This is a genomic window from Roseovarius sp. TE539 (assembly GCF_003298505.1).
In the GTDB taxonomy this organism is placed as follows: domain Bacteria; phylum Pseudomonadota; class Alphaproteobacteria; order Rhodobacterales; family Rhodobacteraceae; genus Roseovarius.
Map to the genome: position 1 here is coordinate 191176 of NZ_QNGB01000001.1, position 21879 is coordinate 213054.

Below are 21879 nucleotides of genomic sequence, written 5' to 3' on the forward strand. Positions count from 1 at the left end.
ATTTCCGCCCGGTCAGGATTCTGCAGGAAAATGGTGCCGGTGATAGGACTCGAACCTACGACCCCATCATTACGAATGACGTGCTCTACCAGCTGAGCTACACCGGCCTGTGGAAAGCGCTCTTAGCACCGGTCACAATCGGGGAAAAGCCCTATTTTCGGCCTTGCTCATCCGCATCGCCGGGGGCTTCCTCCTCGACGATTTCGGCATCGGTCACCAGGGACGCGTCCGAAGCATCCTCCCCGTTGCCGGGATCATCAAGCGCCTCCTCGCGCCGATCTTCGATGGAGCCCACGATCAGCGGCAGCATCTCCATGCCGGTCGGCATCGACACGCTGGATCGTGGCGGTTCACGCCAGCGCAACGTATCAAACGCGTGACAGTTTTCACAGACAGGCGCCCACTCGACATGAATGTGATGGCAGTTGTCACAAACCCATTGCGGACCGCGGGGCGCCGACAGGGCCCGCGCGAGCCATCCCTTGACCACCTCGTCGGAAAACCCCTCGCCGCGCTCCACGGCTGCCATGATCGTCAGAACCCAGGAATCCGGATCTTCTTCGGGCAGATTGCCGATTGCGCGGCGTGCGGACGGAAAATCTTCAGCGGCGATGTGAAGTTCCGCTTCGAGCAACCGTGTTTCGCGATGATCCGGGTGCACCTTGATCAGCTTGCCAAACCGCTTGAGCCGTGCCGAGGGCGTCTCTTCGGGTTCGATCTCGGCAAACACGCGGGCGAGATCCGGATGCGGTTGCGCCTCCCATGCCTTCCGGATCACCCTTGATGCATACCGCTTGGACCCCTGATCAATATAACCGTGCGCTGCCATCACCGCCGCGGGCACCAGGTCGGGCGACAACCGGTTCGCCTCTATCGCGGCTTCACGCGCCTCGATCCCCTTCGAATCATCGGCCACATCACGCGCTTCCGAGAGGGCCAGCACGGCCTCGCGCCGACGATGGACATCACGCGGCATATTGCCATGCTTCAACTTGGCGTTCAGGGTTTCGCGCGCTCCGGCCCAATCCTCGCTTTGAGTCTGGAGCTGCAGGAGCGTATCCTGGATTTCCTCATGCGCGGGCTTGATGCGAAACGCCTTCTCAGCCAGCTTGAGCGCTGTTTCGGTATCACCATCGGAAAGTTTCTGCCTGAGGATGCCGCGCACACCGACAAAGCGCGTCTTCTCGTCTTTCAACAACCGCTTGTAGACGGCCTCGGCCTTCTGCTTGTCGCCTGACATCTCGGCGGCCTGCGCGGTGATGAGATTGGTCAGATCGGGCTTGCGCAGGTAACGTTCCGCGCGGCTTGCCCTGGACATCGCCGTGTCGCCTTCACCGGATGCCAGCGCCATCAAGCCTTCGGAAAGCGCCTTGTATCCCTTTTCCTGGCGGTTCTTGTCGAAATAACGGGAAATAGCCGTTTCATCACCATTGATGAACTTGAGAACCGCGATCACAAGTGCGGCGAGTTTCAGAAAGAGCCACACGACGAGAACAAGAAGCACAAGCGCGACAACGGAAATCAGCGGCGTCAGATTGAACTCCTGTCCCGCCATGACGATCCGGACACCGCCCTCCAGTTCAAGCAGGTGGCCGGCACCGAAGGCAGCAGCCGAAACGAGAGCCACGAAAACAACGATCTTTATGATTGCCCAAAGCATTGATTGTGCCCTCTCGGTTTCAATTCAAATCGCTGGCCAGCTTCTCGGCGGCCGCGACGGCATCCAGCCGGGCACGCGCCCGCGCCACCCAGCCCGACAACTCTGCCCGTCCGGCCTCGGGCAACATCTCGATTTCCGCGAGAGCGTCATTGAGGCGTCCTTCCTGCAAGGCCGCCTCGGCCCGCGAGAGGATCGCGTCCGCATCACTGCCTTCCCTGGGTTCCAGGGATCGGGCGCCAAGTTGCTCGCGCAGAAGCGCCATCAATCCCTCCCCCGTTCCCTCTCCACCGGCTCCCCGGGCGGCGGCCAGCGCTGATCGCGCGGCGGGCGGGAAGGATTCCCGCAGATCGGAAAGCGATGCGACACCGCTTCCGGCAACATCCGCTAGGCCGGGCGGCACCTCCTGTCCGGTCGCCTCCAGATCGGCAAGGGCCGGATCAAAGCTGCTTCCGGTATCCAATGCCGTTTGAATCCGGGTCAGCGCCGCGCGGCGCAATGCTGCATTCGCCGACTGCCTTTCGCGCTCCTCCTGGGCCGCCTGCTCCTCGGCAATGGTCGCAACCTCCTCACGCTGTGTTGCGATCTCGGCCTGCAACGCCGCTATCCGCTCACGCAATTCGGAGAGCCCTTCGGACGAAGGTGCCGTTGCACCGGCCGGTCTGTCCTCAAGCGCCGTAATCCGCTCCCGCAGTCCCTGGGTGGAAACCCGTATCTCGTCAAGACGTCGGCCCAGGTCGGAGACCTGCGCCTTCAGCGCATCCTGTTGCTCACGCAACGGGCCGAGATCCGCATCATTTCCATCATCCGGAATCCGCGCTTCAAGCTCATCCAGGGCATTGGCTTGCCGCGCGAACCGCGCCTCGACCGTTTCGCGAAACTGCACGGCTTCCGGGGCAGGGCCGGCGGCCGGGAGAAGGAAATAGGTCGCGGCGGTTCCGATTGCCGCCGCGAATGCCCCGACCAGCACAAGTGGCCACAACCCCGGGCCTGACCGGACATGGACAGGGTGCTGATTTTCGGTATGCGCGGTTTCCGAGGCGGGCGGCGCTGAAGTACCCGCTGCGAAATCGGACTCGAGCGTTTCATCACCGGGTAATCCGCCGGTGTCGGTCCCGTGCCTCACGGGATCTTCATCCGCTTCCGCGGAAGTTGAAACCGCATCTGACCCGTCCGAGGACACATCTGCAGGGTCACCTGGATCTTCGGAACCGGCGCTGTCCTGAGCCGCCTCAACGGTTGTTTCTTCCTCGATTTCGGTCTCGGCGCCACCGCTGTCCCTTGGTTCGCCCGTCATGTCCTGACCTGAAACGGTATCCGACTCCCCGGGCGTGACCGCCTCCGCGCTATCCTCCTGTGGCGATTCGGCCTCTTCCGGCGGAGTTGCGCCTTCGGATTTCTTCGTAACTCCAGAGCCGGATTTGCCCTTTGCCGGACCTGAGCGGGATCCACCCGTCTTCTTGCGAGATCCAGTTGTGGATTTCTTGTTTGCTGCCACGGTTTACAACCTTTCCGAATCTGTCGCCCGGGTTCCCTTCATCTGACCTTACTTTGCCCCATTTCCACCCTCAAGCTGCTTGGCCGCGGCAATGGCACCCGGCAGTGACGCCAGCATGGCTTCGGCATCCGGTCGTTCGGCCACCATGATCAGACGAACATGCTCTTCAGGGATCGCCGCGGCGGCCCTGGGGCTTATGGCAATACCGACCACTGGAGCGCGAATTGGCCGGATCTCGAAGAACAGCTGTACCGACCGTGGCGAAAAAAACGGAATGACAACCGGGCTTCGACCTTCAAGCAGGCCTCTCAGCTCTGCTGAGGGCGCCATGGGCACCTGGCAATAAAGCACGGCTTCGCGCGTCTCGCGGCCCGCGCAGGAAAGCCGCGCGGCGACATCCCCCGCGGCATGTTCTCCTCGCACATGCAAAAATGGTCCCGCACAACCATTCTGCAGGATCATGGAAACCAATGCGTCCGCATCTCCGGCGGCCGAGATCACCCGGAATCCAGCCTCGCGCGCGGACGCCGCCGTGGAATCACCCACGGCGAAGCATGGAATGTCGCGCCGCGACGTGCCTGCCGCGAGCGCCGCCAAACCGTTCCCTGACGTGACAATCAGCGCGCGGATTTCCGACAGGTCCGGAAGTGTCCCGTCCTGCACGATCCTCATCAGCGGGGAATGCAGAATCGGCTGGCTCTGTCCAAGGGACTTCCGGACCTGATCCGCGAATGCGGAACCGGCCGGATCGGGGCGGGTAATGATGATCCTGGGCGTCATCGGCGCGTCCGCAGTTGTTATAGCCGGCCCCGTGGTGTTACCTGCACCACAGGTTTCACGCAACGGGCGGCTCCCCATGCAGGCACCAGGAACGATTCTCGGTCTCGAAAGCAGCTGTGACGATACCGCGGCAGCCGTTCTGCACATGGGGGACGGCAAGGGCGGGGCCGAAATCCTCTCGAACATCGTCTACGGTCAGGGAAACCTGCATGCGGCCTATGGCGGTGTGGTGCCCGAACTGGCCGCCCGCGCCCACGCGGAAAAGCTGGACATCGTGGTCACCGAGGCGCTCGCGGCGGCCGGCCTTGATCTTGGCGGTATTGACGCCGTCGCCGTCACGGCCGGTCCGGGGCTGATCGGCGGCGTGATTTCAGGGGTGATGTGTGCGAAGGGTATCGCCGCCGGCGCCGATCTCCCGCTGATCGGGGTCAACCACCTTGCCGGTCACGCGCTTACCCCACGGCTGACCGATGATGTGGAATACCCGTATCTCGTGCTGCTGGTTTCGGGCGGACATTGCCAGTTCCTGATCGTCCGGGGTTGCGACAGTTTCACGCGGATCGGCGGCACGATCGACGATGCCCCCGGCGAAGCGTTCGACAAATGTGCCCGCCTTCTGGGGTTGCCGCAGCCCGGCGGACCATCCATCGAAACCGAGGCGCGCCTCGGAAATCCCCGCCGTTTCAGGTTTCCTCGCCCCATGCTTGACCGCCCGGGATGCGACATGTCCTTTTCCGGCCTGAAGACGGCACTCCTGCGGGCACGGAACGAGCTTGTCTCGGAGCAGGGCGGGCTGCGGCGCGAAGACAGGGCGGATCTTTGCGCCGCCTTTCAGGCTGCACTGAGCGACGTCCTGGTGGAAAAGACGCGCCGCGCGCTTGACCTTTACCTTGCCGAATCTGCTGCGCGCCCGGTCCTGGCCGTGGCCGGTGGCGTGGCGGCCAACGCCGCGGTTCGGGACGGGCTGAACACCATCGCGAACCAAAGGAGCGCCGCATTTGTCGCGCCTCCCGTCCAGCTTTGCACCGACAATGCCGCGATGATCGCCTATGCCGGCGGTGAGCTCCTCGCGACGGGCGCGCGCGACGACCTGACCCTGGCCGCACGGCCGCGCTGGCCGCTGGATCAAATAAGCCCGGCGATGCTGGGCACGGGCAAGAAGGGTGCAAAGGCATGATATCGGTCATCGGGGCAGGCGCGTTCGGCACCGCACTGGCAATTTCACAGGCACAACAGGGGCCGGTCATCCTCTGGGCTCGGAACACCGATCATGCCGAGGAAATGGCCAGGGAACGGCAGAACAAGAGTCGCCTCGGGGGAATACCGCTCCCGGATGGCCTGCGGGTGACCTCCGACAAGGAAATGGCCGCGCAAGGCGGGACCATCCTGTTGGCGGTACCGATGCAGAAACTCCAGAACGCCCTGGAGGTTTGGGCGGACGCCCTTGACGGAAAACGCCTCGTGGCCTGCTGCAAGGGGGTGGATCTGGGAACCGGGCGCGGCCCCGTCGAAATCGTGAACGAAACCGTGCCAGGGGCGGTACCGGCGATCCTGACCGGCCCGAGTTTCGCATCGGATATAGCCCGGGGTCTGCCAACGGCCCTGACCCTCGCGTGCGCCGACGAGACAGTCGGCCGAACCCTGCAAGAGGAATTGACCACCCGGAACATCAGGATTTACCGGACCACGGACACGACCGGTGCCGAGCTTGGTGGCGCCCTCAAGAACGTAATGGCGATTGCGTGCGGCGTGGTGATGGGGGCCAGGCTGGGCGAAAGCGCCCGGGCCGCCCTGATGACCCGCGGTTATGCGGAAATGAGCCGGATGGCACTGGCCTGCGGGGCGCGGGCCGAGACGCTCGCTGGGCTTTCGGGCTTCGGGGATCTGGCCCTGACCTGCACGTCGGAACAATCGCGCAACCTGCGTTATGGAATGGCAATCGGCCGGGGGCAACCCTTTGAGAAGGGTGTGACAGTGGAAGGGGCGTCAACGGCGCAGGCAGTGGCGCGCAAGGCCGCGAAACTGGACATCGAGATGCCGATTACCGATGTGGTCACGCGGTTGGTCGATGGCGACCTGGGTATCGAGGAAGCAATGGACAATCTCCTGTCAAGGCCCCTCCGGCAGGAGTAAAAGAAGGAAAGGGCGCAATCGCAATGCGGTACTGGCTTTTCAAATCCGAACCCTCGACATGGAGCTGGGATGACCAGGTCAGGAAAGGAGCCGAGGGTGAAGAATGGGACGGTGTGAGGAACTATCAGGCACGGAATTTCATGCGTGAGATGACAGTGGGGGACCAGGGGTTCTTTTATCACAGCCAGAAGGAAAAGGCGGTCGTCGGAACCGTCGAAATCATCGCCGAAGCCCATCCTGACAGCACAACAGACGATCCACGTTGGGAATGCGTTGATATCAAGGCACTTTCTACTGCAGTTACCCCTGTCACACTTGACATGATCAAGGCTGATCCGCGCCTTTCCGGGATGATCCTTGTACGGAATTCACGGCTTTCGGTTCAGCCGGTCACAAAAGAGGAATGGGGTATCGTCTGTGAGATGGCGGGGCTCTGACCCCCGCGCGGCCGGGGCAGCGTGCGAAACATCAACGGAGGGCACCGGCCAAGACCGAAACCCCCCGTTGCCCCACGTGCTCCCTACGCACCACACGTGTATCGGTAAAGTTTCGGCCCTACTGGCCGTTCCCCATGACGATACGCGAAACCCGGCCACCGGACAAATCCCGAGTCCGGAAAATAAGAGTCAATTCGCACGGGCCGGGCCGGTGTCAGCCGTAGACGGCTTCCTTGCCGAAATGCTTGGTAAGCATGTAGTAGACAACCGCGCGGTACTTGTTGCGCTCGGACCGGCCATAGGTTTCGATCACCTGGTTTATGGCATCCGTGAGATGCGGCCCGTCCGCGAGGCCCAGCTTCTTGATCAGAAAATTCTGCTTTACTGTCTCGATCTCTCCGGGCTGGCCGGCGGCGACGGTGGACGCGTCGGCATTGTAGATCGCCGGACCGCAACCGATCGTCACTTTCGTAAGCAAATCCATGTCGGGCACGATGCCGCATTTGTTACGAAGGTCATCCGCGTACTGCGCGATGAGGTCGTCGCGTTTTCCCATAATATTTCTCCCCTTTTCAATTTTCTGTCCCGGATAATGATCTTGCGGCCGTTCCGGGGTGCCATGGAACGTTACCCATTTCGGCTTGCATCACAAAGAAAAACCAGTCCGTTTTCGAAAAAACAGCGCCGCCGACACGAGAACATGGATGTCAACGGCGGCCTTCCATCACGCAACACGCCGTTTTTCAGGCTCTTGCCAAGAAGGGCCTTTACCGCGGCGCGTGTACCGGCCGGGAGATCAGGGATTGCAAGACCCCCACCGCTAAGGTCACCCGCTGGCAAGCCTCTGCATGACCCGGACAAGATCAGCGCTGATTCCAGGTTCCGACAAGGCGTGCCCGGCGACCGGAACGATACGCAGATCGCAGGCCGGCCAGCATTGCGCGAGGCGATGCGCGGTGGCGGGTGGGCAAATCATGTCATAGCGTCCCTGGACAATGGTGCCGGGAATGTCCCGGATCCGATCCATATCCTGCAAGATCTGATCGTCCCGGCGCAGGAACCCGGCATTTATGAAATAGTGGTTTTCCAGCCGCGCGAAGGCCCTGGCGTAATCCGGCGGGCTATCCCCGCCGACGCCCGTGGACTGTACCGCCGCCAACGCGTTTTCCCAGGCGGACCATGCCTTGGCATGGCGGATCTCGACCGAAAGATCGCCGCTGAACAGCCGACGATTGTAGGCTGCGATCAGGTCGCCGCGCTCGTCCTCGGGAATCGGATCAATGAACCGTTGCCAGGTCTCCGGCCAGAACCTTGCCGCGCCGCCGGAATAGAACCAATCCAGTTCGGCCGCGGTCATGGTGAACACGCCGCGCAGCACGAGATGCCGGACCGGACCGGGATGCGCCTGTGCATAAAGAAGCGCGAGGGTGGCGCCCCAGCTGCCGCCGAAGACGATCCAGCGATCCACGCCAAGGGCAGCGCGAATTCGCTCGATGTCGGCCACAAGATGCCAGGTGGTGTTCGCCTCGACCGACGCATGGGGGCGCGAGCGGCCGCAGCCGCGCTGATCGAAAAGGATTATCCGGTAGATATCAGGATCGAAGTAACGGCGCATCGCGGGGCTGCACCCGCCACCGGGACCGCCATGCAGCACGATCACCGGCAGGCCGTCCTTGCGCCCGGATTGTTCGACGTAGATGCTGTGCCCGTCGCCCACATCCAGCATCTGGCGGTCGAACGGTTCGACCGGGGGATAGAGAAACTGAACTGCGCTCTTTTGGCCCGAGATTTTATCCATGACTGTCCTATGTAAGGCGCAAGTTTAAATGAGCACACGGAGAGCAGAATGCAAGCCGCGCGATCCACGGTAGACGCAGGGGAAATCGCCAAGTTCGAGGCCATGGCAGCCGAGTGGTGGGATCCGAATGGCAAGTTCAAGCCGCTGCACATGCTCAACCCCTGCCGATTGAATTACATCACCGCACAGATCGCAGCGGAGTTCGATCGCGACCTCGGCACAAGCCGGCCCTTCGCGGGCCTGCGCGTTCTCGATATCGGTTGCGGCGGCGGGCTTCTCTGCGAACCGATGGCGCGGCTGGGTGCCGATGTGGTGGGCGCGGATGCCGCGGAACGCAACATTCCGGTCGCACAGCTTCACGCGGAACAATCCGGTCTGGAGATCGATTACCGGCATACCACCGCCGAGGCGCTGGCGGCACAGGACGAGCGATTCGACGTGGTGCTCAACATGGAGGTGGTCGAACACGTGCCCGACCCGGCGGAGTATCTGGCGGCCTGTGCGGCACTTGTCCGGCCCGGGGGATTGCACCTTTGCTCGACGATCAACCGCAACACCAAAAGCTTTGCAATGGCGATCGTCGGCGCGGAATACGTGATGCGCTGGCTGCCCAAGGGCACCCACGAATGGAGCAAGTTCATCACTCCGGAAGAACTTTACAAGCTGCTCGAGAGCGCGGGGCTGGAGCCGGTGGACCGCAAGGGATACGTTTTCAACCCGGTGTCATGGTCCTGGTCCATCTCGGCGCGCGACCTGAGCGTGAATTACGTGACTGCCAGCGTGAAACCCGGGGTCTGACCGTTTCAGGGCGCGTCCTGTTCCAGACGGGCACGCAACTCGCGCAGGACGGGAAGCGTCGCACGGACCTTGGACTCGCCCAGCACATCGACCATTTCGGTGATCATCGGCGTGATCGCCGCTATGGCCGTATCGCGGGCGCGCCGGCCGGCGGGGCTGATCGCCACCATCTTGCGGCGGGCATCATCCCAGTCGGGGCGGATATGCACGTAGCCGGCCCATTCCAGCTTGCTCAGCGTGTTGGTCATCGCACCGCGGGTTACGTGGAAACTTCGCGCCAGTTGGGCCGGGCCACGTTCCTCGCCGGAGCGCGCGAGGTGGTTCAACACCGAGAAATGCGAGACTTCCATGCCCTTTGGCAGAACCCGGCTCAGACGGTTACGGATCAGCTGATCATTGGTGATGATCTCGCTGAAAAGTGCCACTGCAAGGGACTGGTTGGTGCTGTCGTTCATTCAGGACCGTCGAAATCGGCTTTCTGGCCGAGGGATGGAATGCGCTTGCGTGCTTTTGACACTTCCGCGGCCTCCAGATCAACGTAAATCACGCCGGGGCCGTCACCGGCCTCGGCCAGAACATCGCCCCACGGACTGATGGCAAGACTGTGACCGTAGGTTTGTCTTGCCCTGCCGCGTGTTGCCTTGTGCGTTCCTTCCTGTGCCGGGGCCAGGACGTAACAGCCCGTTTCGATCGCGCGGGCGCGCAGCAAGGGGGTCCAATGCGCGGCCCCGGAGATCGGCGAAAACGCGGCGGGCACGGTCAGGATATCCGCGCCGGCCTGTGCAAGCCGGCGATAGAGATGCGGAAAACGCAGATCGTAACACACGCTCAGACCGACGCCCCAGGTGCCCATCCGGGCCAGAACCGCGCGGCGCCCGGGCCTGTAACCCGCCGATTCGCGGTAGGTTTCGGTCTCGGAAATCGCCACATCGAACATGTGGATCTTGTCGTAGCGGGCAACGATGGCGCCATCGGGCGCAATCAGGAAGGAGCGATTCGCAAAGCGGCCGTCGCGATCGTCCGTCCTGAGAGCCAGAGACCCGATCAGAAGCCAGATGCCCCGCGCCGCCGCCTGATCCGCGAGGGCCGCCAGCGTCGGATCGTCGGATTCATGTCGAAGCACGGTGGACTGATGCGTTCGGCTGGAGGAAACGCAATTTGTGACTTCGGGTGTCAGGACGAATTCGGCACCGTTTTCCGCGGCCTCGGAGATCAGCCCGGCGGTCACGGGCAGGTTTTCCTCCGGGTCGTCGCCGCTGTTGAGCTGAACGAGGCCCGCACGCATGGTCAGCCCGCCAGAAGCTGATCGAGCTTGCCGTCGCGTTCGAGCGCATAAAGCTCGTCGCAACCGCCCACATGCGTTCCGCCGATGAAAATCTGCGGTACCGTGCGGCCACCATTGGCGCGGTCGATCATCTCGGACTTGCGGGATGGGTTGGTCAGCACGTTTATTTCCGAAAAGCTTACCGATTTCTTCTTGAGCAGGCGCTTGGCCGCGTGACAAAAGCCACAGAGCGGCGAGGAATAGACTTCGACGGTGTTCATTGGGGCAATTCCGTTTTTCTTGAGTGGTCGGGAGGAACTTAGGCATCCCGCCCGGCCCGCGCCAGTGCCAGAACGCAAATCTCTGCGGCACCGGCCCCGAGGCAGGCGCGCGCGGCCGCCGCAAGGGTCGCTCCAGATGTCATGACATCGTCGACGATCAGGATGCGCCGGCCGGCGATCCTGTCATGTCGTCGCGGATTGGGGCGTATCGCACCTTCAAGGGTTTCAAACCGTGCTGCACGGTTCAGGCCACCAAGGCTTTTGGTTCGATGGGGACGCTGCAACAGGTCCGGGCAATGCGGCAGGCCGACCCGACGGGAAAGCGCCCGTGACAAAAGCGCCGCCTGATTGTCGCGCCGAGCGATCAGGCGGGTCCAGTGCAGGGGAACCGGGACGATCAAACTGTCTTGATGCAGAAGCGGACGCGCGGCCTGCGCAAGCCAGAGTGCCGCCGGATGGACGATATCATGGCGATCCCCGTGCTTGAGCGCCAGCACGAGGCGCCGCCCGTTGTCACGATAGAGCATCGCGGCGCGCCCCCGGTGCCAGGGCCGGGCGACCGTCAGGCAGGTATCGCAATGCACCGGCACCGTATCCGCCGGGTCGGCGTCACCGGGAAGTGGAACCCCGCAAAGATCGCAGACAAGGCCCGAGATGAAGGGCGTGTCCCGCCAGCACGGCCCGCACAGGGCGAAATCGGTTTCCACATGGGTGCCGCAGACGGTGCAGCGCGGCGGATAGACGATGTGCAGCACCGATTGAAAAACCTTGCCCATGCCGTATATGTCCCCCTCATGACCAAGGCCCTTCTCCTGACTGACAATGCCGCGCTTTGGCGGAATCGGCGCCGAAGCGCGCGGGCGCCGGTAATGTTCCTCGAAGAGCACGCTTTGGAGGAGATCAAGGATCGCCTCTCGATGGTTAACAAAACCTTTCATGCGCCCGCCGTAATCAGCCACAGGCCGGATTTCTGGCGTTCGGCCTTCGGCGATGCGCACGTTGTGGCCGATGAGGAGGTTCTGGATCTCGACGAGGCCGCGCATGATCTGGTGATCCACGCCATGTGCCTGCACTGGTCCAACGATCCGGTAGGCCAGCTGATCCAGGCCCGGCGCGCGCTACAGCCTGACGGCCTGTTTCTGGCGGCCCTGTTCGGCGGCGGAACGCTGGCCGAGTTGCGCGCCTGCCTTGCGCAGGCCGAGGCCGACCTGCGCGGCGGGCTGTCGGCGCGGGTAGCGCCTATGGGCGAGATCAGGGATCTTGGCGCGCTGTTGCAACGGGCCGGTTTCGCGATGCCGGTGGCGGATGGACACAGCCTGACGGTCTCATACGAGTCACCCATGCACCTGATGCATGATCTCCGTGCCATGGGAGAGTCTTCGGCGCTGAGTGCGCGGCCGCGGCATTTTACCCCACGGGGTCTGTTCCACGGAGCGGCGGACCTTTACCAGCAGACGCATGGCGACGATGCCGGCCGTATCCCCGCAACATTCGAACTCATATTCCTGACCGGCTGGTCGCCTGCGGACAACCAGCCCCGGCCGTTGCGCCCGGGATCCGCGACGGCACGGCTGGCCGACGCTCTCGGTACGCAAGAGACACCCCTGAGGGATTGACGCGACCCACGATCCCCTTATTTCGGAGCCTGACGTTGAATTCCACGAAAGATGCCAAGATGCTGGATACCCAGACAGACGCCGCGCGCCCGGTCCATGCGCCGCAGGACCACCCGGCGATCCCCAAGGCCAAGATCGGGATTCTGCTGGCCAACCTCGGCACGCCCGACAATTACGATTACTGGTCCATGCGCCGGTACCTCAACGAGTTTCTCTCGGATCGCAGGGTGATCGACTACAGCCCCTGGAAATGGCAGCCGCTGCTACAACTCATCATCCTCACCAAGCGCCCCTTCACCAGCGGTGCGGCCTACAAGTCCATCTGGAACGAGGACAAGGGTGAAAGCCCGTTGATGACGATAACCCGCGAACAATGCACAGCGATGGCAAAAACGCTGCAGGAACGGCATGGTGATCGGGTGATGGTTGATTTCTGCATGCGCTACGGAAACCCCTCGACGCGTTCCAAGGTGCGCGAGATGGTCAGGGCCGGCTGCACCCGGATCCTGTTTTTTCCGCTGTATCCGCATTACGCCGGAGCGACCTCGGCCACCGCGAACGATCAGTTCTTCCGCGCCCTGATGGAGGAAACATGGCAGCCCGCGGCGCGCACCGTGGAACCGTATTTCAACGATCCGCGTTACATCGAGGCCCTCGCGAAATCAGTGGAAGACACCTATGGCGAGGTGGAGAACCGGCCCGAGATCCTGGTCGTGTCCTATCACGGCATGCCGCAGCGGTACCTGATGCAGGGCGACCCCTATCACTGCCAATGCCAGAAAACGACGCGGCTCCTCAAGGAGCGCCTGGGCTGGGAAGATACCGAGATCACCACGACCTTCCAGTCGGTCTTTGGTCCCGAGGAGTGGCTCAAGCCCTATACCGTGGACGAGGTCGCGCGGCTGGCATCGGAGGAAGGCAAGAAGCGGATCGCGGTGATGGCTCCGGCCTTTTCGGCCGACTGCATCGAGACGCTGGAAGAGATCAACGAGGAGATCCGCGAAAGTTTCGAGGAGGCGGGCGGCGAGGAGTTCACCTACATACCCTGCCTCAACAGCAATCCCGCGCATATCGAGGCGCTGTCCGCGATCGTGGAGGAAAACCTCCGCGGCTGGACTGATTGATCCTCGCGGTCAAACGCACCACGCAACGAAAAAGGCGGTGGAAAACCACCGCCTTTCCCAAATCGGCATTTGTCGAAATCAGTCGGCTGCGATGACTGCGGCAACGATGGCCAGCAGAACCAGCGGAACCCAGACGCCGGCGGCCGAGGAGCTTGCCTCGGTTTCTTCGACGATAACGGGTGCTTCGATGACCGGCTCTTCATAGGTGCCGGCCGAAGCGAACGAAGCAGCGCCAGTCAGAGCAGCAGCGAGAACGAGTTTTTTCATGTTTATCCTCCAGATATTGGCCTGCAGCCGTTTGCCGGCGGCAGGCACCCAAGACTTACCTCGTAAAGTTTTCTAATCAGCAAACTTTGTCCATTGCAAATGCAACTTGATGATACCCGCCCATGATTGGCCGGAATTTCGTCAAATAAGCAACACTTGCGTGCCGACTTTGGCCATACTGAAGAGTTCGGCAATGTGCTGATTGTACAGGCCGATGCAACCATTGGAGGATTGGCGGCCGATCTTGCGCGTGTCATGCGTCCCGTGGATCCGGTAATATGTCCAGCTGAGGTAGAGCGCATGGGTGCCCAGCGGGTTGTCAGGCCCCGGCGGTACGTATTTCGGCCAGTCCGGATTGCGTTCGAGCATCGATGGGGTCGGCCGCCAATCTGGGCCTTCGACCTTGCGAATCACACGCGTGCGGCCGCGGCGCGTGAGCTCTTCGGACAGCGGAACGCTTGACGGGTAAAGCTTGTAAACCGTCTCGTCCTCGGACCAGTAGTGCAGCGCGCGCGACGATATGTCCACGAGGATCGCACCGTTGCGGAGGTGCGAAAAATAGGGCTGCCAGTCAAGCGCCCGGAAACTGGAAATGTTCCGGCGCACCTTCTTGGTGATCTCTTCCTCGATCACCACCGTTCCTTCGCCATCCACGTCCTGCGCGATGACCGGGGTTCCTATCGCTGCCGCCGTCCCCGCGAGAAACGCGCGGCGGTCGAGCCCTTTGCCGATCTTGGTGCTCATCTCGTGTCTCCGATGCCCTGTTACCAGCCTGATGCGGCGTAATATATGGCCCAAATGCCGCAATCGCAATTCAAACAAACGTAACCGGCGGGAACGCGCGGTCGCCGGGTTTGAAACCCATGTGCCGCCCCTGTAAGGGTTTAGGAAACAATACCAATCAGGTGGAGCCTGAAGATGTCGCGAATTCTGTTTCTGCTTTGCGCCGCGTTTCTGACTGTCGCGGGCTGTACCACGGCCCCCGCACCGACCGAAACCCGGATGGGCGCGGATGGCAAGCCGCTTCCCAAGCTCTACAGGATAAGGCCGGGTGACAAGGGCAAGATCCAGTTCCGCGTACTTGATTCCGTGAATTCACTGCGCGAGGCGGCGGGGCGTCCGCCGGTTGAGCTGAATGCGAAGCTGAACGCCGCCGCCGCCACGCATGCGCGCGACATGGCGATCCAGAATCGGCCGTGGCATTTCGGATCTGACGGGTCATCGCCGATAGACCGGGTGCGGCGCGTCGGCTACGAGGGCGAACTTGTGGGCGAGACGATCTCGGAAACCTACGAGACGGAGCTGGAAACGCTGGCCGCGTGGATGGAGGCCGAAAACACCCGAAACGTGATCCTGTCGCCGGAAGCGCGGAATCTTGGCTTCGCGTGGCATCAGGAAACCAACGGCAAGATCTGGTGGACCATGGTGATGGGCAGCTAGGGGCTGATCGTCACGGGTGTCCCGTTCGTGACCATGGCGTAGACATCCTCGATCTCTCTGTTGCGGACCGAGATGCAGCCGGCGGTCCAATCCGGCCCGCTGCCGCGATATTTCCATGGTTTGCCATGAATGAAGATGTCGCCTCCGGGGCTGCGTCCCGCAGCGCGGGCCTTTTTCACATCCGCCTCGTTGGGGTAGGAAATCCCCAGCGAAAGGTGAAATTCACTGTTGGGATTGCGGCGGTCGATCAGGTATTCGCCCTCCGGCGTGCGGCCGTCCCCCTCGAACGACTTATGACCGAGCGGCGCGAAACCCAGATCTACGTCGTACGCCTTGAGCACGTCTTGCTGATGCAGAAGATACATGCGCCGCTCGCCCTTGTTGACGACAACGCGCGTCACCTCGGGGCCGTCATAGGTCTTGAATTTCGATCCGCACCCGGCAAGCACGACAACCAGCAAAAGGGCCGCGATCAATCTTGAGGTCTGCATGGTCCGTTCCTGCTCGCCACGATTTTTCCTGTTAGTCTACTCTGATTTGCGCGGTACGGCATAGCACGGAATTCACCTTCTCACGCACGAGTGTAGCGGAACTCCGCCACCAACTCGACATGGGCTGACCAGCGAAACTGATCCACCACCACGATCGGGCCAGCGACGTATCCCGACTCCAGAAGCCGCCGCGCGTCCCGGGCGAAGGTGACAGGGTTGCAGGACGCAAAGGCGATCGTGGAAATACGCGACGCTGCCAGTTCTGCGGTCTGCGCGGCGGCTCCGGCACGCGGCGGGTCGATCACCGCCGCGTCGTGATTGGCCAGCTCGGCAGCCGTGAGAGGATCACGGAAAAGATCGCGTTTTTCGCATGTCACCGGTTTGAGCCCCTGCGCATGGCGCCATCCGTGATCAAGTGCCGACAACATCCCGGCGTCGGCCTCGACCGCATGCACATGCGCGGTTTCGGCAAGCGGCAGGGCGAAAGTGCCACAGCCCGCGAACAGATCAACGACGCGTTTCGACCCATCAGTGATTCGCCGCATTTCCGACAACAGGGACGCCGCGCCCTCTGCGGTCGCCTGAAGGAAAGCACCCGGCGGCGGGGTGACCATCGCGCGCCCGATCCTGAGGACCGGTGCGCGCCGGGCAGCGACCACCTCGTCTGCCCAGCTGAGCCGGGCCAGATCATGCCTTGCGGCAATATCGGCGAGGTTCTGGCGAAGCGGACCGTCCAGAGACTTGCCGCCCTCTGCACGGATGTCGATCCCGTTCTCGCAAATCGTGGAGGCGACATCCAGAACCGCCTTGCGGCTTCCGCCCGCGAGGGCCAGATCCCGCGCCGCGGGCAATGCTGCCATCAGATCCGGGTGCAGGAGAGTGCAATCGGGAATTTCCGTGATCTCCCCGGAGGCACGGCCATGAAACCCCGCCATCGCACCTTTCTTGGTGCGGCGTGCCGCGAAAGTGGCCCGGCGGCGCGACCCGCGAGGCGAAGTCTCGATCCGGGCAATTTCGGCCGTGATCCCCTGCGCGGCGAGTGCGGTACGAACCTGCTCCATCTTCCATTCGGCAACGAAACCGTCTTCGGCATGTTGCAGGCGACAGCCTCCACACGCGCGGAAATGACGACAAGGCGGCGTCACACGGTTGGACGAGGGGGTAACGATGCGGATATCGGCGAGGCGCGTACCCTCCAGCCGACCCTCGACGGTTTCGCCGGGCAAGGTCAGCGGGGCGTGAACCGGCCCCTCGGCGATGCCATCACCCAGATGACCAAGACGTTCAATTCGATGGCGGCTCACAGGAGGGCCTCACGCGTGAGGGAGAAATCGGACTCGATCCAGCGCCGTTCCAGTTCGGCCAGCCGCGCGCCGAGTTCCGGGCCGGAATAATCCGGCATGAGATCCTTGCCGGTAACCGGAAAGATCGCTGCCGCGCCGCGGTCCAGTTCCGCCGCCGCTCCGGCGGGTACGGGTGTCCGGAGCAGCGCCGCACGCAGAAGCAGTATATCCATGCCCGCCTGCGCGCCATAACGGTAGCCGAGTTCCGCCGGGGGCATCGTGGAGCCAACCGCGTCACGCAGCAGCGTCAGCCTGCGACCCTGTACCTTGCTGAGCCGGAGCCTGGCGGCCGCTTCGGCCCCGCCCAGCGCGGCCAGCCGGCGGATCGGATCCGGCGCCGTGCCGGCCTGCACCTCTTCGTGAACGAGGGGAGCAAGCGCGGCATCGTCAGCACCCGGAAGAATACGGGACAGGACGGAGGCATGACGCATCGCTGCAACGGCCGGGGCCGGGTCAGGTGCGGACAGAAGCTTGATCATCTCGGTGCCGACACGTTCACGGGCAAGACCGGCAAGACCGTCGACATGACAGGCCACCGCCGCCAGCCCCTCGGCATCCAGCCCGGACCCGGGCGCACCATACCAGGCGTGAAACCGAAAGAAGCGCAGGATTCGGAGGTAATCCTCGCGGATGCGCTGATCCGGATCATCAATGAACCGCACCCGGCGGGCATTCAGGTCCGCGAGGCCGCCCAACGGGTCCAGGATGGTTCCGTCCCGGCGCGCATAAAGGGCGTTCATGGTGAAATCACGGCGGTGCGCATCCTCCTGAGGGGTGTCGGCATAGGCCACCACGGCCCGGCGGCCGTCGGTTTCCACATCACGACGGAATGTCGTGACCTCGTGGCCGCGACCGTCCGCCACCACGGTGACAGTTCCATGTTCGATCCCCGTTGGCACGGCCCTGAGCCCGGATTCCCGCGCCAGTCGGATCACGGTTTCGGGGCGGGCGTCGGTGGCGATATCTATATCGGTCACCGGCATGCCAAGAAGAGCGTTGCGCACGCAGCCACCGACGAATAGCGCATGATGTCCCGCCTCTTCCAGGTTGCGGCAGACCGCTTGCGCAGCCGGATCTGCAATCCAGTCGCCGTCAACCTTCATTGGCTCGCCTCCGCCATTCCACGCAAGATCCGTGCCGTGGCTCCCCAGATGTAATAGGGTCCGTACGGAACAATATAGTAATGTCTGCGGCTGCCGCGCCAACGCCGCGATTCCACCCGGTAAAGCGCGGGATTCAGGATGTGGTCCAGGGGTACGCGAAAGACTTCCGCAACCTCACCGGCCTCTGGCACAGGGTCGAAATCAACCCGCACCTGTGCCACGACGGGGGTAACGAAAAAGCCTGTCACGGTCTCATGTGGGGGCAAGTGCCCGATCACCGACACGTTTGCGGGATCAAGCGCGATTTCCTCTTGCGCCTCGCGCAGCGCGGCGGCGGTAACATCCGCATCGCCCTCGTCCTGCTTGCCACCGGGAAAGGCGATCTGCCCGGGATGATGCTTGAGCGCCGAAGACCGCATGGTCAGAAACAACTCCGCGCTGCCATCCGGATGGGCGAGAAACGCCACCAGGACCCCCGCCGGCCTGAGCTTGCGGCCGGAAGGCAGGAAGGTACCCGGATTCAGATCGAAATCCGACGATGCCGTCCGGGCCGCATCGACGGCCGCCCGGACCGGGCCCAGCGGATCAGACATCATCGACGGAAGAGCCGGATTCGCCGGACGCAGCATCAGGCGCATCAAACCCCAGCGTTGCCGGATCAAGTATGTAATGGGCGCCGCAGAACTGGCAATCAGCGGTTACCGTACCCTCATCCGTGGTCATCGTCGCGATGTCGCGGGCCGAATAGATCGACAGGCTCTGGCGCACGCGATCCTCGGAACAGGTGCATCCGAAGCGAACCGGCTGCATGTCGAAAACACGCGGGGCTTCTTCGTGGAAGAGCCGCGTGAGAAGCTCGGCAGGGCTGATAGCGGGGCCGATCAGTTCAAGATCCTCGACCGTGTCCAGAAGCATGTTGGCGCGCGACCAGTTTTCACCGTCCTCGCCTTCCACCAGATCGGCGGGCCGCAACAAGCCGCCCTCGCCGGTGGCATCACCCTTTGCGAAGGGGGACGCCTTTGGCATGTGTTGAAGCATCACGCCACCGGCGCGCCAATGTTCCTCTCCGCCCCGTTCGGTCGACTTGCCGAAACTATGGGCGAATCGCGTGGGCAACTGTTCGGACTGCGCGAAATAGGACTCGGCGCAGGCGGTCAGGCTGCCCCCCACCAGCGGGGTGATTCCCTGATAGGGCTGCGTACCGCGCCCCTGATCGATGAGAATTGCGAAATAGCCCTCGCCAATCTGCTGGAACGGGGGACCGGCGCCGATCCTGTCATCGTCGTAGGCAGCATAGGCACGGATTTTTGCCGGCTCGCCTTCGGCCTCGGGGGCGAAATAATCGGTCGCGATCATCCGAACCGGGCCCTTGGACTGCACCTGAAGGGACAGTTTCCAGCGCAGCTTGACCGTTTGACCGATCAACGCGGTAAGCAGGGCCATCTCGGCAACAAGCGCCTCCACCTTGGCCGGATAGGCATGCTGTTTCAGGATACCATCAAGCACCCCGTCGAGCCGCGCGACACGACCGCGGATATCGCTATTGTCCAGTTGGAAGGGAAGAACCGTGTCGTCCCAGGCGATCTTGCGTGCCAGTGTCATGGGGTTTCCTCGTCTGCCGGGGGCTGGCATACCGCGTCTGCGTGGGCGCGGCAAGCAACCGCCCGAGGGAACGGGAGCGCAAGGCATGATCAGACGATTCGGTGACACGCCGGTCGCGGGCGCGCGGTATCAACACCGTCCCGGGGTTTATGCGATCCTGCCGCGCGAGGGGCTTGTCCTCTTGACCTTCCAATCCGGTACGCAACCCGAACTCCAGCTTCCCGGCGGCGGCATCGACCCCGGGGAATCGCCAATTCAGGCCCTTCACCGCGAGGTTTACGAGGAAACCGGCTGGCGGATCACGGCACCAAGACGGATCGGCGCGTTCCGCCGGTACGCCTACATGCCCGAATACGGACTCCACGCCGAGAAGCTTTGCGCCATCTATCTGGCGCGGCCGGTGGCGCAATTGGGACCGCCGGTGGAGGACGACCACCTTGCCATGTGGTCAAGGCCGGACGAGGCCGTGCGGGAGCTTGGCAACCCGGGCGACCGGCATTTCATGGGGCGCTTCGTCATCGGGGTTTGAATTCCAGCAGGATCGCGGAAAGATCATCCGTGAAAGTGTCGGTGGCTGCGAATTGCGCCAACCGCCATGCAAGGGCGTCGAACAGAGCCGGGCCGCCGGTGGCACGCAGATCGTCGAGCATGGCGTGCAACCCGGAATCCCCAAGGAGAGAACCATCCGGCGCGGCGCATTCGGTGATACCGTCGGAATGGATCATCAGCCTGTCACCGGGACGCATGACACAATCGATCTGCTGAAACTCCGCCTCATCGAGAAGTCCCACCGGCATGCCGCCGGTGCCCAGAAATTCGATCGTGCCATCGGCCCTTTGCAGGGCCGGGTGCGGGTGGCCGGCCTGCGCCATGCGCACGAGACCGGTATCCATGTCGACATCGGCGATGAGAAGAGTAAAATAATGCTCCGTGTCCATCTCGTCGAGGATCAGGCGGTTCAGCTTGGCGGCGGTTTCCGCCGGGGGGCGCAGGACGTATCGGCCGGTTCGAAGCCTGTGAAGCGCGACGTTCTGATCCGGCGCCGCGGCGGAAAGGTAGCCGGCGATCCGCGCGGTCATCAGGGCCGAACTGATCCCGTGTCCGGACACGTCGATGCCGAAAAGCCCGAGGCCGGTTCCATCGGCGTCGAACATGCCCACAAGATCCCCGCCGACATGACCGCTGGACCGCAGCATCAGGGATACCTGCGCCGCACCCAGATTGCGGTACCGATCCGGCATCAGGGACTGTTGCAGCTTCTTCGCCTCGATCAGGTCATTGTCGAGCGAGTCATAGAGTGTGCGCAATTCATCCAGCGTGGACCTTACCAGCCGATTCTTCTCGGTCAGTTCGCGTTCCATCCTGACGATCCTGTCACCGGCGGCGATGCGCGCGCGCAATTCGCCGGAATTGACCGGCTTGGTCAGGAAATCGTCGGCTCCGGCATCAAGGCCGTGCGCGATCTCTTCCTTGCCGCTCTTGGACGTCAGAAGGATGAAATACCCGTAGCTTTCCCGATCCATCCGGCGGAACCGGCGGCAGAATTCCACGCCGTCCATGCCCGGCATCATCCAGTCGCTCAGGACCAGGTCCGGCGGATTGGCGCGACAGATCTCAAGCGCCTCGTCACCGGAAGCGGCTTCGAGAATCGCAAACCCCCACCGGCGCAGCGAAGCGGCCAGTATCCGGCGCTGCATCCGGCTGTCATCCACGACAAGGACCGTCCGGATCACCGCACGACCCTGACCCGGTGCACGGACTGGTTTTACCGCTACTGACACACGCACACCCTTTCACTCGGTTCCGACCCGGATACGCGCGCGAGCGTTAATGCGACGTGAATCCTAAAATTGCCCCCTTTCGCATCGATTGCCTCAACCCGTGCTTAACACTTCCCGGCGAATATCAGGCATGAGCATACACGGTGAGGCGATGATCGACTGGAACCAGATAAGAGAGCTCAGATCCGCAACCGGCAAAGAGGATTTTGCGGTCATCGTCGATCTTTTTCTCGAAGAGGTGGAAGAGTCCTTGCGGAACCTGGAGAACCGGACCGGGGCGGAGGATCTCCGCGCGGGGCTGCATTTCCTCAAGGGCAGTGCGCTGAACCTCGGCTTCACCGGCTTGTCGTGCCTCTGCCAGCAAGGGGAGCGGACCGGGACAATGGACATCGCGGAAATCCGCGGCTGCTTTGCCAGGTCGCGCGCCGATTTCCTGGCCGGGTTGGGCCTGTGCGAAGAGTCCTGA

Annotated in this window: 26 protein-coding genes and 1 tRNA gene; 9 read left to right on the forward strand and 18 right to left on the reverse strand. The window is 62.8% G+C overall.

The window, feature by feature from the left end:
• Positions 1-31: 31 nt before the first annotated feature.
• The 4 genes from DQW77_RS00920 to DQW77_RS00935 form a co-directional block, all read right to left on the reverse strand.
• Positions 32-107, reverse strand: a tRNA-Thr gene (locus DQW77_RS00920).
• A gap of 44 nt (positions 108-151) precedes the next feature.
• Positions 152-1660, reverse strand: coding sequence for a heme biosynthesis protein HemY (locus DQW77_RS00925; RefSeq protein ID WP_113256279.1), 1509 nt, complete (start codon positions 1658-1660; stop codon positions 152-154).
• A gap of 19 nt (positions 1661-1679) precedes the next feature.
• The gene (locus DQW77_RS00930) at positions 1680-2954 is read right to left on the reverse strand and encodes a COG4223 family protein (RefSeq protein ID WP_113256280.1); all 1275 of its coding nucleotides are present in this window, start codon (positions 2952-2954) and stop codon (positions 1680-1682) included.
• A 249-nt stretch (positions 2955-3203) separates the two neighbouring features.
• Positions 3204-4121, reverse strand: coding sequence for a uroporphyrinogen-III synthase (locus tag DQW77_RS00935; protein WP_113256380.1), 918 nt, complete (start codon positions 4119-4121; stop codon positions 3204-3206).
• Here DQW77_RS00935 and tsaD point away from each other — a divergent pair.
• The 3 genes from tsaD to DQW77_RS00950 are packed head-to-tail and all read left to right on the forward strand — an operon-like array spanning position 4012 to position 6505.
• Positions 4012-5112, forward strand: coding sequence for a tRNA (adenosine(37)-N6)-threonylcarbamoyltransferase complex transferase subunit TsaD (gene tsaD / locus DQW77_RS00940; protein WP_113256281.1), 1101 nt, complete (start codon positions 4012-4014; stop codon positions 5110-5112). The genes DQW77_RS00935 and tsaD overlap by 110 nt on opposite strands.
• Entirely contained in the window at positions 5109-6068 is a 960-nt protein-coding gene (locus DQW77_RS00945; protein WP_113256282.1) for an NAD(P)H-dependent glycerol-3-phosphate dehydrogenase, read from the forward strand. Before tsaD ends, DQW77_RS00945 begins: the two co-directional genes overlap by 4 nt.
• Positions 6069-6091: 23 nt before the next feature.
• On the forward strand, positions 6092-6505 hold the full coding sequence (locus DQW77_RS00950) for an EVE domain-containing protein (RefSeq protein WP_113256283.1): 414 nt from the start codon (positions 6092-6094) through the stop codon (positions 6503-6505).
• A gap of 214 nt (positions 6506-6719) precedes the next feature.
• Here DQW77_RS00950 and DQW77_RS00955 read toward each other — a convergent pair whose 3' ends face one another.
• Together DQW77_RS00955 and pip are read right to left on the reverse strand one after the other, a co-directional pair.
• Entirely contained in the window at positions 6720-7061 is a 342-nt protein-coding gene (locus DQW77_RS00955) for a DUF2853 family protein (protein WP_113256284.1), read from the reverse strand.
• Between the two features lie 270 nt (positions 7062-7331).
• Positions 7332-8303: a prolyl aminopeptidase gene (gene pip, locus DQW77_RS00960; protein ID WP_113256285.1), complete on the reverse strand. Its 972-nt coding sequence runs from the start codon at positions 8301-8303 to the stop codon at positions 7332-7334.
• 48 nt (positions 8304-8351) lie between these two features.
• On the opposite strand from pip, the gene ubiG reads away from it, so the two are divergent.
• A complete protein-coding gene (gene ubiG / locus DQW77_RS00965; RefSeq protein ID WP_113256286.1) occupies positions 8352-9101 on the forward strand; it encodes a bifunctional 2-polyprenyl-6-hydroxyphenol methylase/3-demethylubiquinol 3-O-methyltransferase UbiG in 750 nt (249 codons plus the stop codon).
• A gap of 5 nt (positions 9102-9106) precedes the next feature.
• On the opposite strand, the gene DQW77_RS00970 is transcribed toward ubiG, so the two are convergent.
• From DQW77_RS00970 to DQW77_RS00985, 4 genes are read right to left on the reverse strand one after another with little or no spacing between them, the layout of a single operon-like run.
• Positions 9107-9556, reverse strand: a complete 450-nt coding sequence (locus tag DQW77_RS00970; protein WP_113256287.1) for a MarR family winged helix-turn-helix transcriptional regulator — start codon at positions 9554-9556, stop codon at positions 9107-9109.
• Positions 9553-10386: a carbon-nitrogen hydrolase family protein gene (locus DQW77_RS00975; RefSeq protein WP_113256288.1), complete on the reverse strand. Its 834-nt coding sequence runs from the start codon at positions 10384-10386 to the stop codon at positions 9553-9555. The genes DQW77_RS00970 and DQW77_RS00975 overlap by 4 nt, the downstream gene beginning before the upstream one ends.
• Before the next feature lie 2 nt (positions 10387-10388).
• Positions 10389-10646: a glutaredoxin 3 gene (gene grxC / locus DQW77_RS00980; RefSeq protein WP_113256289.1), complete on the reverse strand. Its 258-nt coding sequence runs from the start codon at positions 10644-10646 to the stop codon at positions 10389-10391.
• Positions 10647-10684: 38 nt separating this feature from the next.
• Positions 10685-11422, reverse strand: a complete 738-nt coding sequence (locus tag DQW77_RS00985; RefSeq protein WP_113256290.1) for a ComF family protein — start codon at positions 11420-11422, stop codon at positions 10685-10687.
• Positions 11423-11440: 18 nt separating this feature from the next.
• Here DQW77_RS00985 and DQW77_RS00990 point away from each other — a divergent pair, with 18 nt between their 5' ends.
• Positions 11441-12262, forward strand: coding sequence for a methyltransferase domain-containing protein (locus DQW77_RS00990; RefSeq protein ID WP_113256291.1), 822 nt, complete (start codon positions 11441-11443; stop codon positions 12260-12262).
• A gap of 59 nt (positions 12263-12321) precedes the next feature.
• Positions 12322-13386, forward strand: a complete 1065-nt coding sequence (hemH, locus tag DQW77_RS00995) for a ferrochelatase (RefSeq protein WP_113256292.1) — start codon at positions 12322-12324, stop codon at positions 13384-13386.
• Between the two features lie 78 nt (positions 13387-13464).
• Here hemH and DQW77_RS01000 read toward each other — a convergent pair whose 3' ends face one another.
• Entirely contained in the window at positions 13465-13653 is a 189-nt protein-coding gene (locus DQW77_RS01000; RefSeq protein WP_113256381.1) for a hypothetical protein, read from the reverse strand.
• A 141-nt stretch (positions 13654-13794) separates the two neighbouring features.
• Positions 13795-14397 carry a L,D-transpeptidase gene (locus DQW77_RS01005; RefSeq protein WP_113256293.1) on the reverse strand — a complete coding sequence of 201 codons (603 nt, stop codon included), beginning with the start codon at positions 14395-14397 and terminating at the stop codon, positions 13795-13797.
• Between the two features lie 174 nt (positions 14398-14571).
• Here DQW77_RS01005 and DQW77_RS01010 point away from each other — a divergent pair, with 174 nt between their 5' ends.
• Positions 14572-15093: a CAP domain-containing protein gene (locus DQW77_RS01010; RefSeq protein WP_113256294.1), complete on the forward strand. Its 522-nt coding sequence runs from the start codon at positions 14572-14574 to the stop codon at positions 15091-15093.
• Here DQW77_RS01010 and DQW77_RS01015 read toward each other — a convergent pair.
• The 5 genes from DQW77_RS01015 to DQW77_RS01035 all read right to left on the reverse strand — a co-directional run bounded on the left by DQW77_RS01015 (position 15090) and on the right by DQW77_RS01035 (position 19632).
• Positions 15090-15584, reverse strand: coding sequence for a murein L,D-transpeptidase family protein (locus DQW77_RS01015; RefSeq protein WP_113256295.1), 495 nt, complete (start codon positions 15582-15584; stop codon positions 15090-15092). The two genes, DQW77_RS01010 and DQW77_RS01015, sit on opposite strands and share 4 nt — an antisense overlap.
• A gap of 80 nt (positions 15585-15664) precedes the next feature.
• On the reverse strand, positions 15665-16888 hold the full coding sequence (locus DQW77_RS01020) for a class I SAM-dependent RNA methyltransferase (protein ID WP_113256296.1): 1224 nt from the start codon (positions 16886-16888) through the stop codon (positions 15665-15667).
• Positions 16885-18030: a CCA tRNA nucleotidyltransferase gene (locus DQW77_RS01025; protein ID WP_113256297.1), complete on the reverse strand. Its 1146-nt coding sequence runs from the start codon at positions 18028-18030 to the stop codon at positions 16885-16887. The genes DQW77_RS01020 and DQW77_RS01025 overlap by 4 nt, the downstream gene beginning before the upstream one ends.
• Positions 18027-18623, reverse strand: a complete 597-nt coding sequence (locus DQW77_RS01030) for a CoA pyrophosphatase (RefSeq protein ID WP_113256382.1) — start codon at positions 18621-18623, stop codon at positions 18027-18029. Before DQW77_RS01030 ends, DQW77_RS01025 begins: the two co-directional genes overlap by 4 nt.
• Positions 18616-19632, reverse strand: a complete 1017-nt coding sequence (locus DQW77_RS01035; RefSeq protein WP_113256298.1) for an Hsp33 family molecular chaperone HslO — start codon at positions 19630-19632, stop codon at positions 18616-18618. The genes DQW77_RS01030 and DQW77_RS01035 overlap by 8 nt, the downstream gene beginning before the upstream one ends.
• An 85-nt stretch (positions 19633-19717) precedes the next feature.
• Here DQW77_RS01035 and DQW77_RS01040 point away from each other — a divergent pair, with 85 nt between their 5' ends.
• Positions 19718-20161 carry an NUDIX hydrolase gene (locus tag DQW77_RS01040; protein ID WP_113256383.1) on the forward strand — a complete coding sequence of 148 codons (444 nt, stop codon included), beginning with the start codon at positions 19718-19720 and terminating at the stop codon, positions 20159-20161.
• Here DQW77_RS01040 and DQW77_RS01045 read toward each other — a convergent pair.
• A complete protein-coding gene (locus DQW77_RS01045; RefSeq protein WP_181711171.1) occupies positions 20148-21362 on the reverse strand; it encodes a SpoIIE family protein phosphatase in 1215 nt (404 codons plus the stop codon). The genes DQW77_RS01040 and DQW77_RS01045 overlap by 14 nt on opposite strands.
• 181 nt (positions 21363-21543) lie before the next feature.
• On the opposite strand from DQW77_RS01045, the gene DQW77_RS01050 reads away from it, so the two are divergent.
• On the forward strand, positions 21544-21879 hold the full coding sequence (locus DQW77_RS01050; protein WP_258523628.1) for an Hpt domain-containing protein: 336 nt from the start codon (positions 21544-21546) through the stop codon (positions 21877-21879).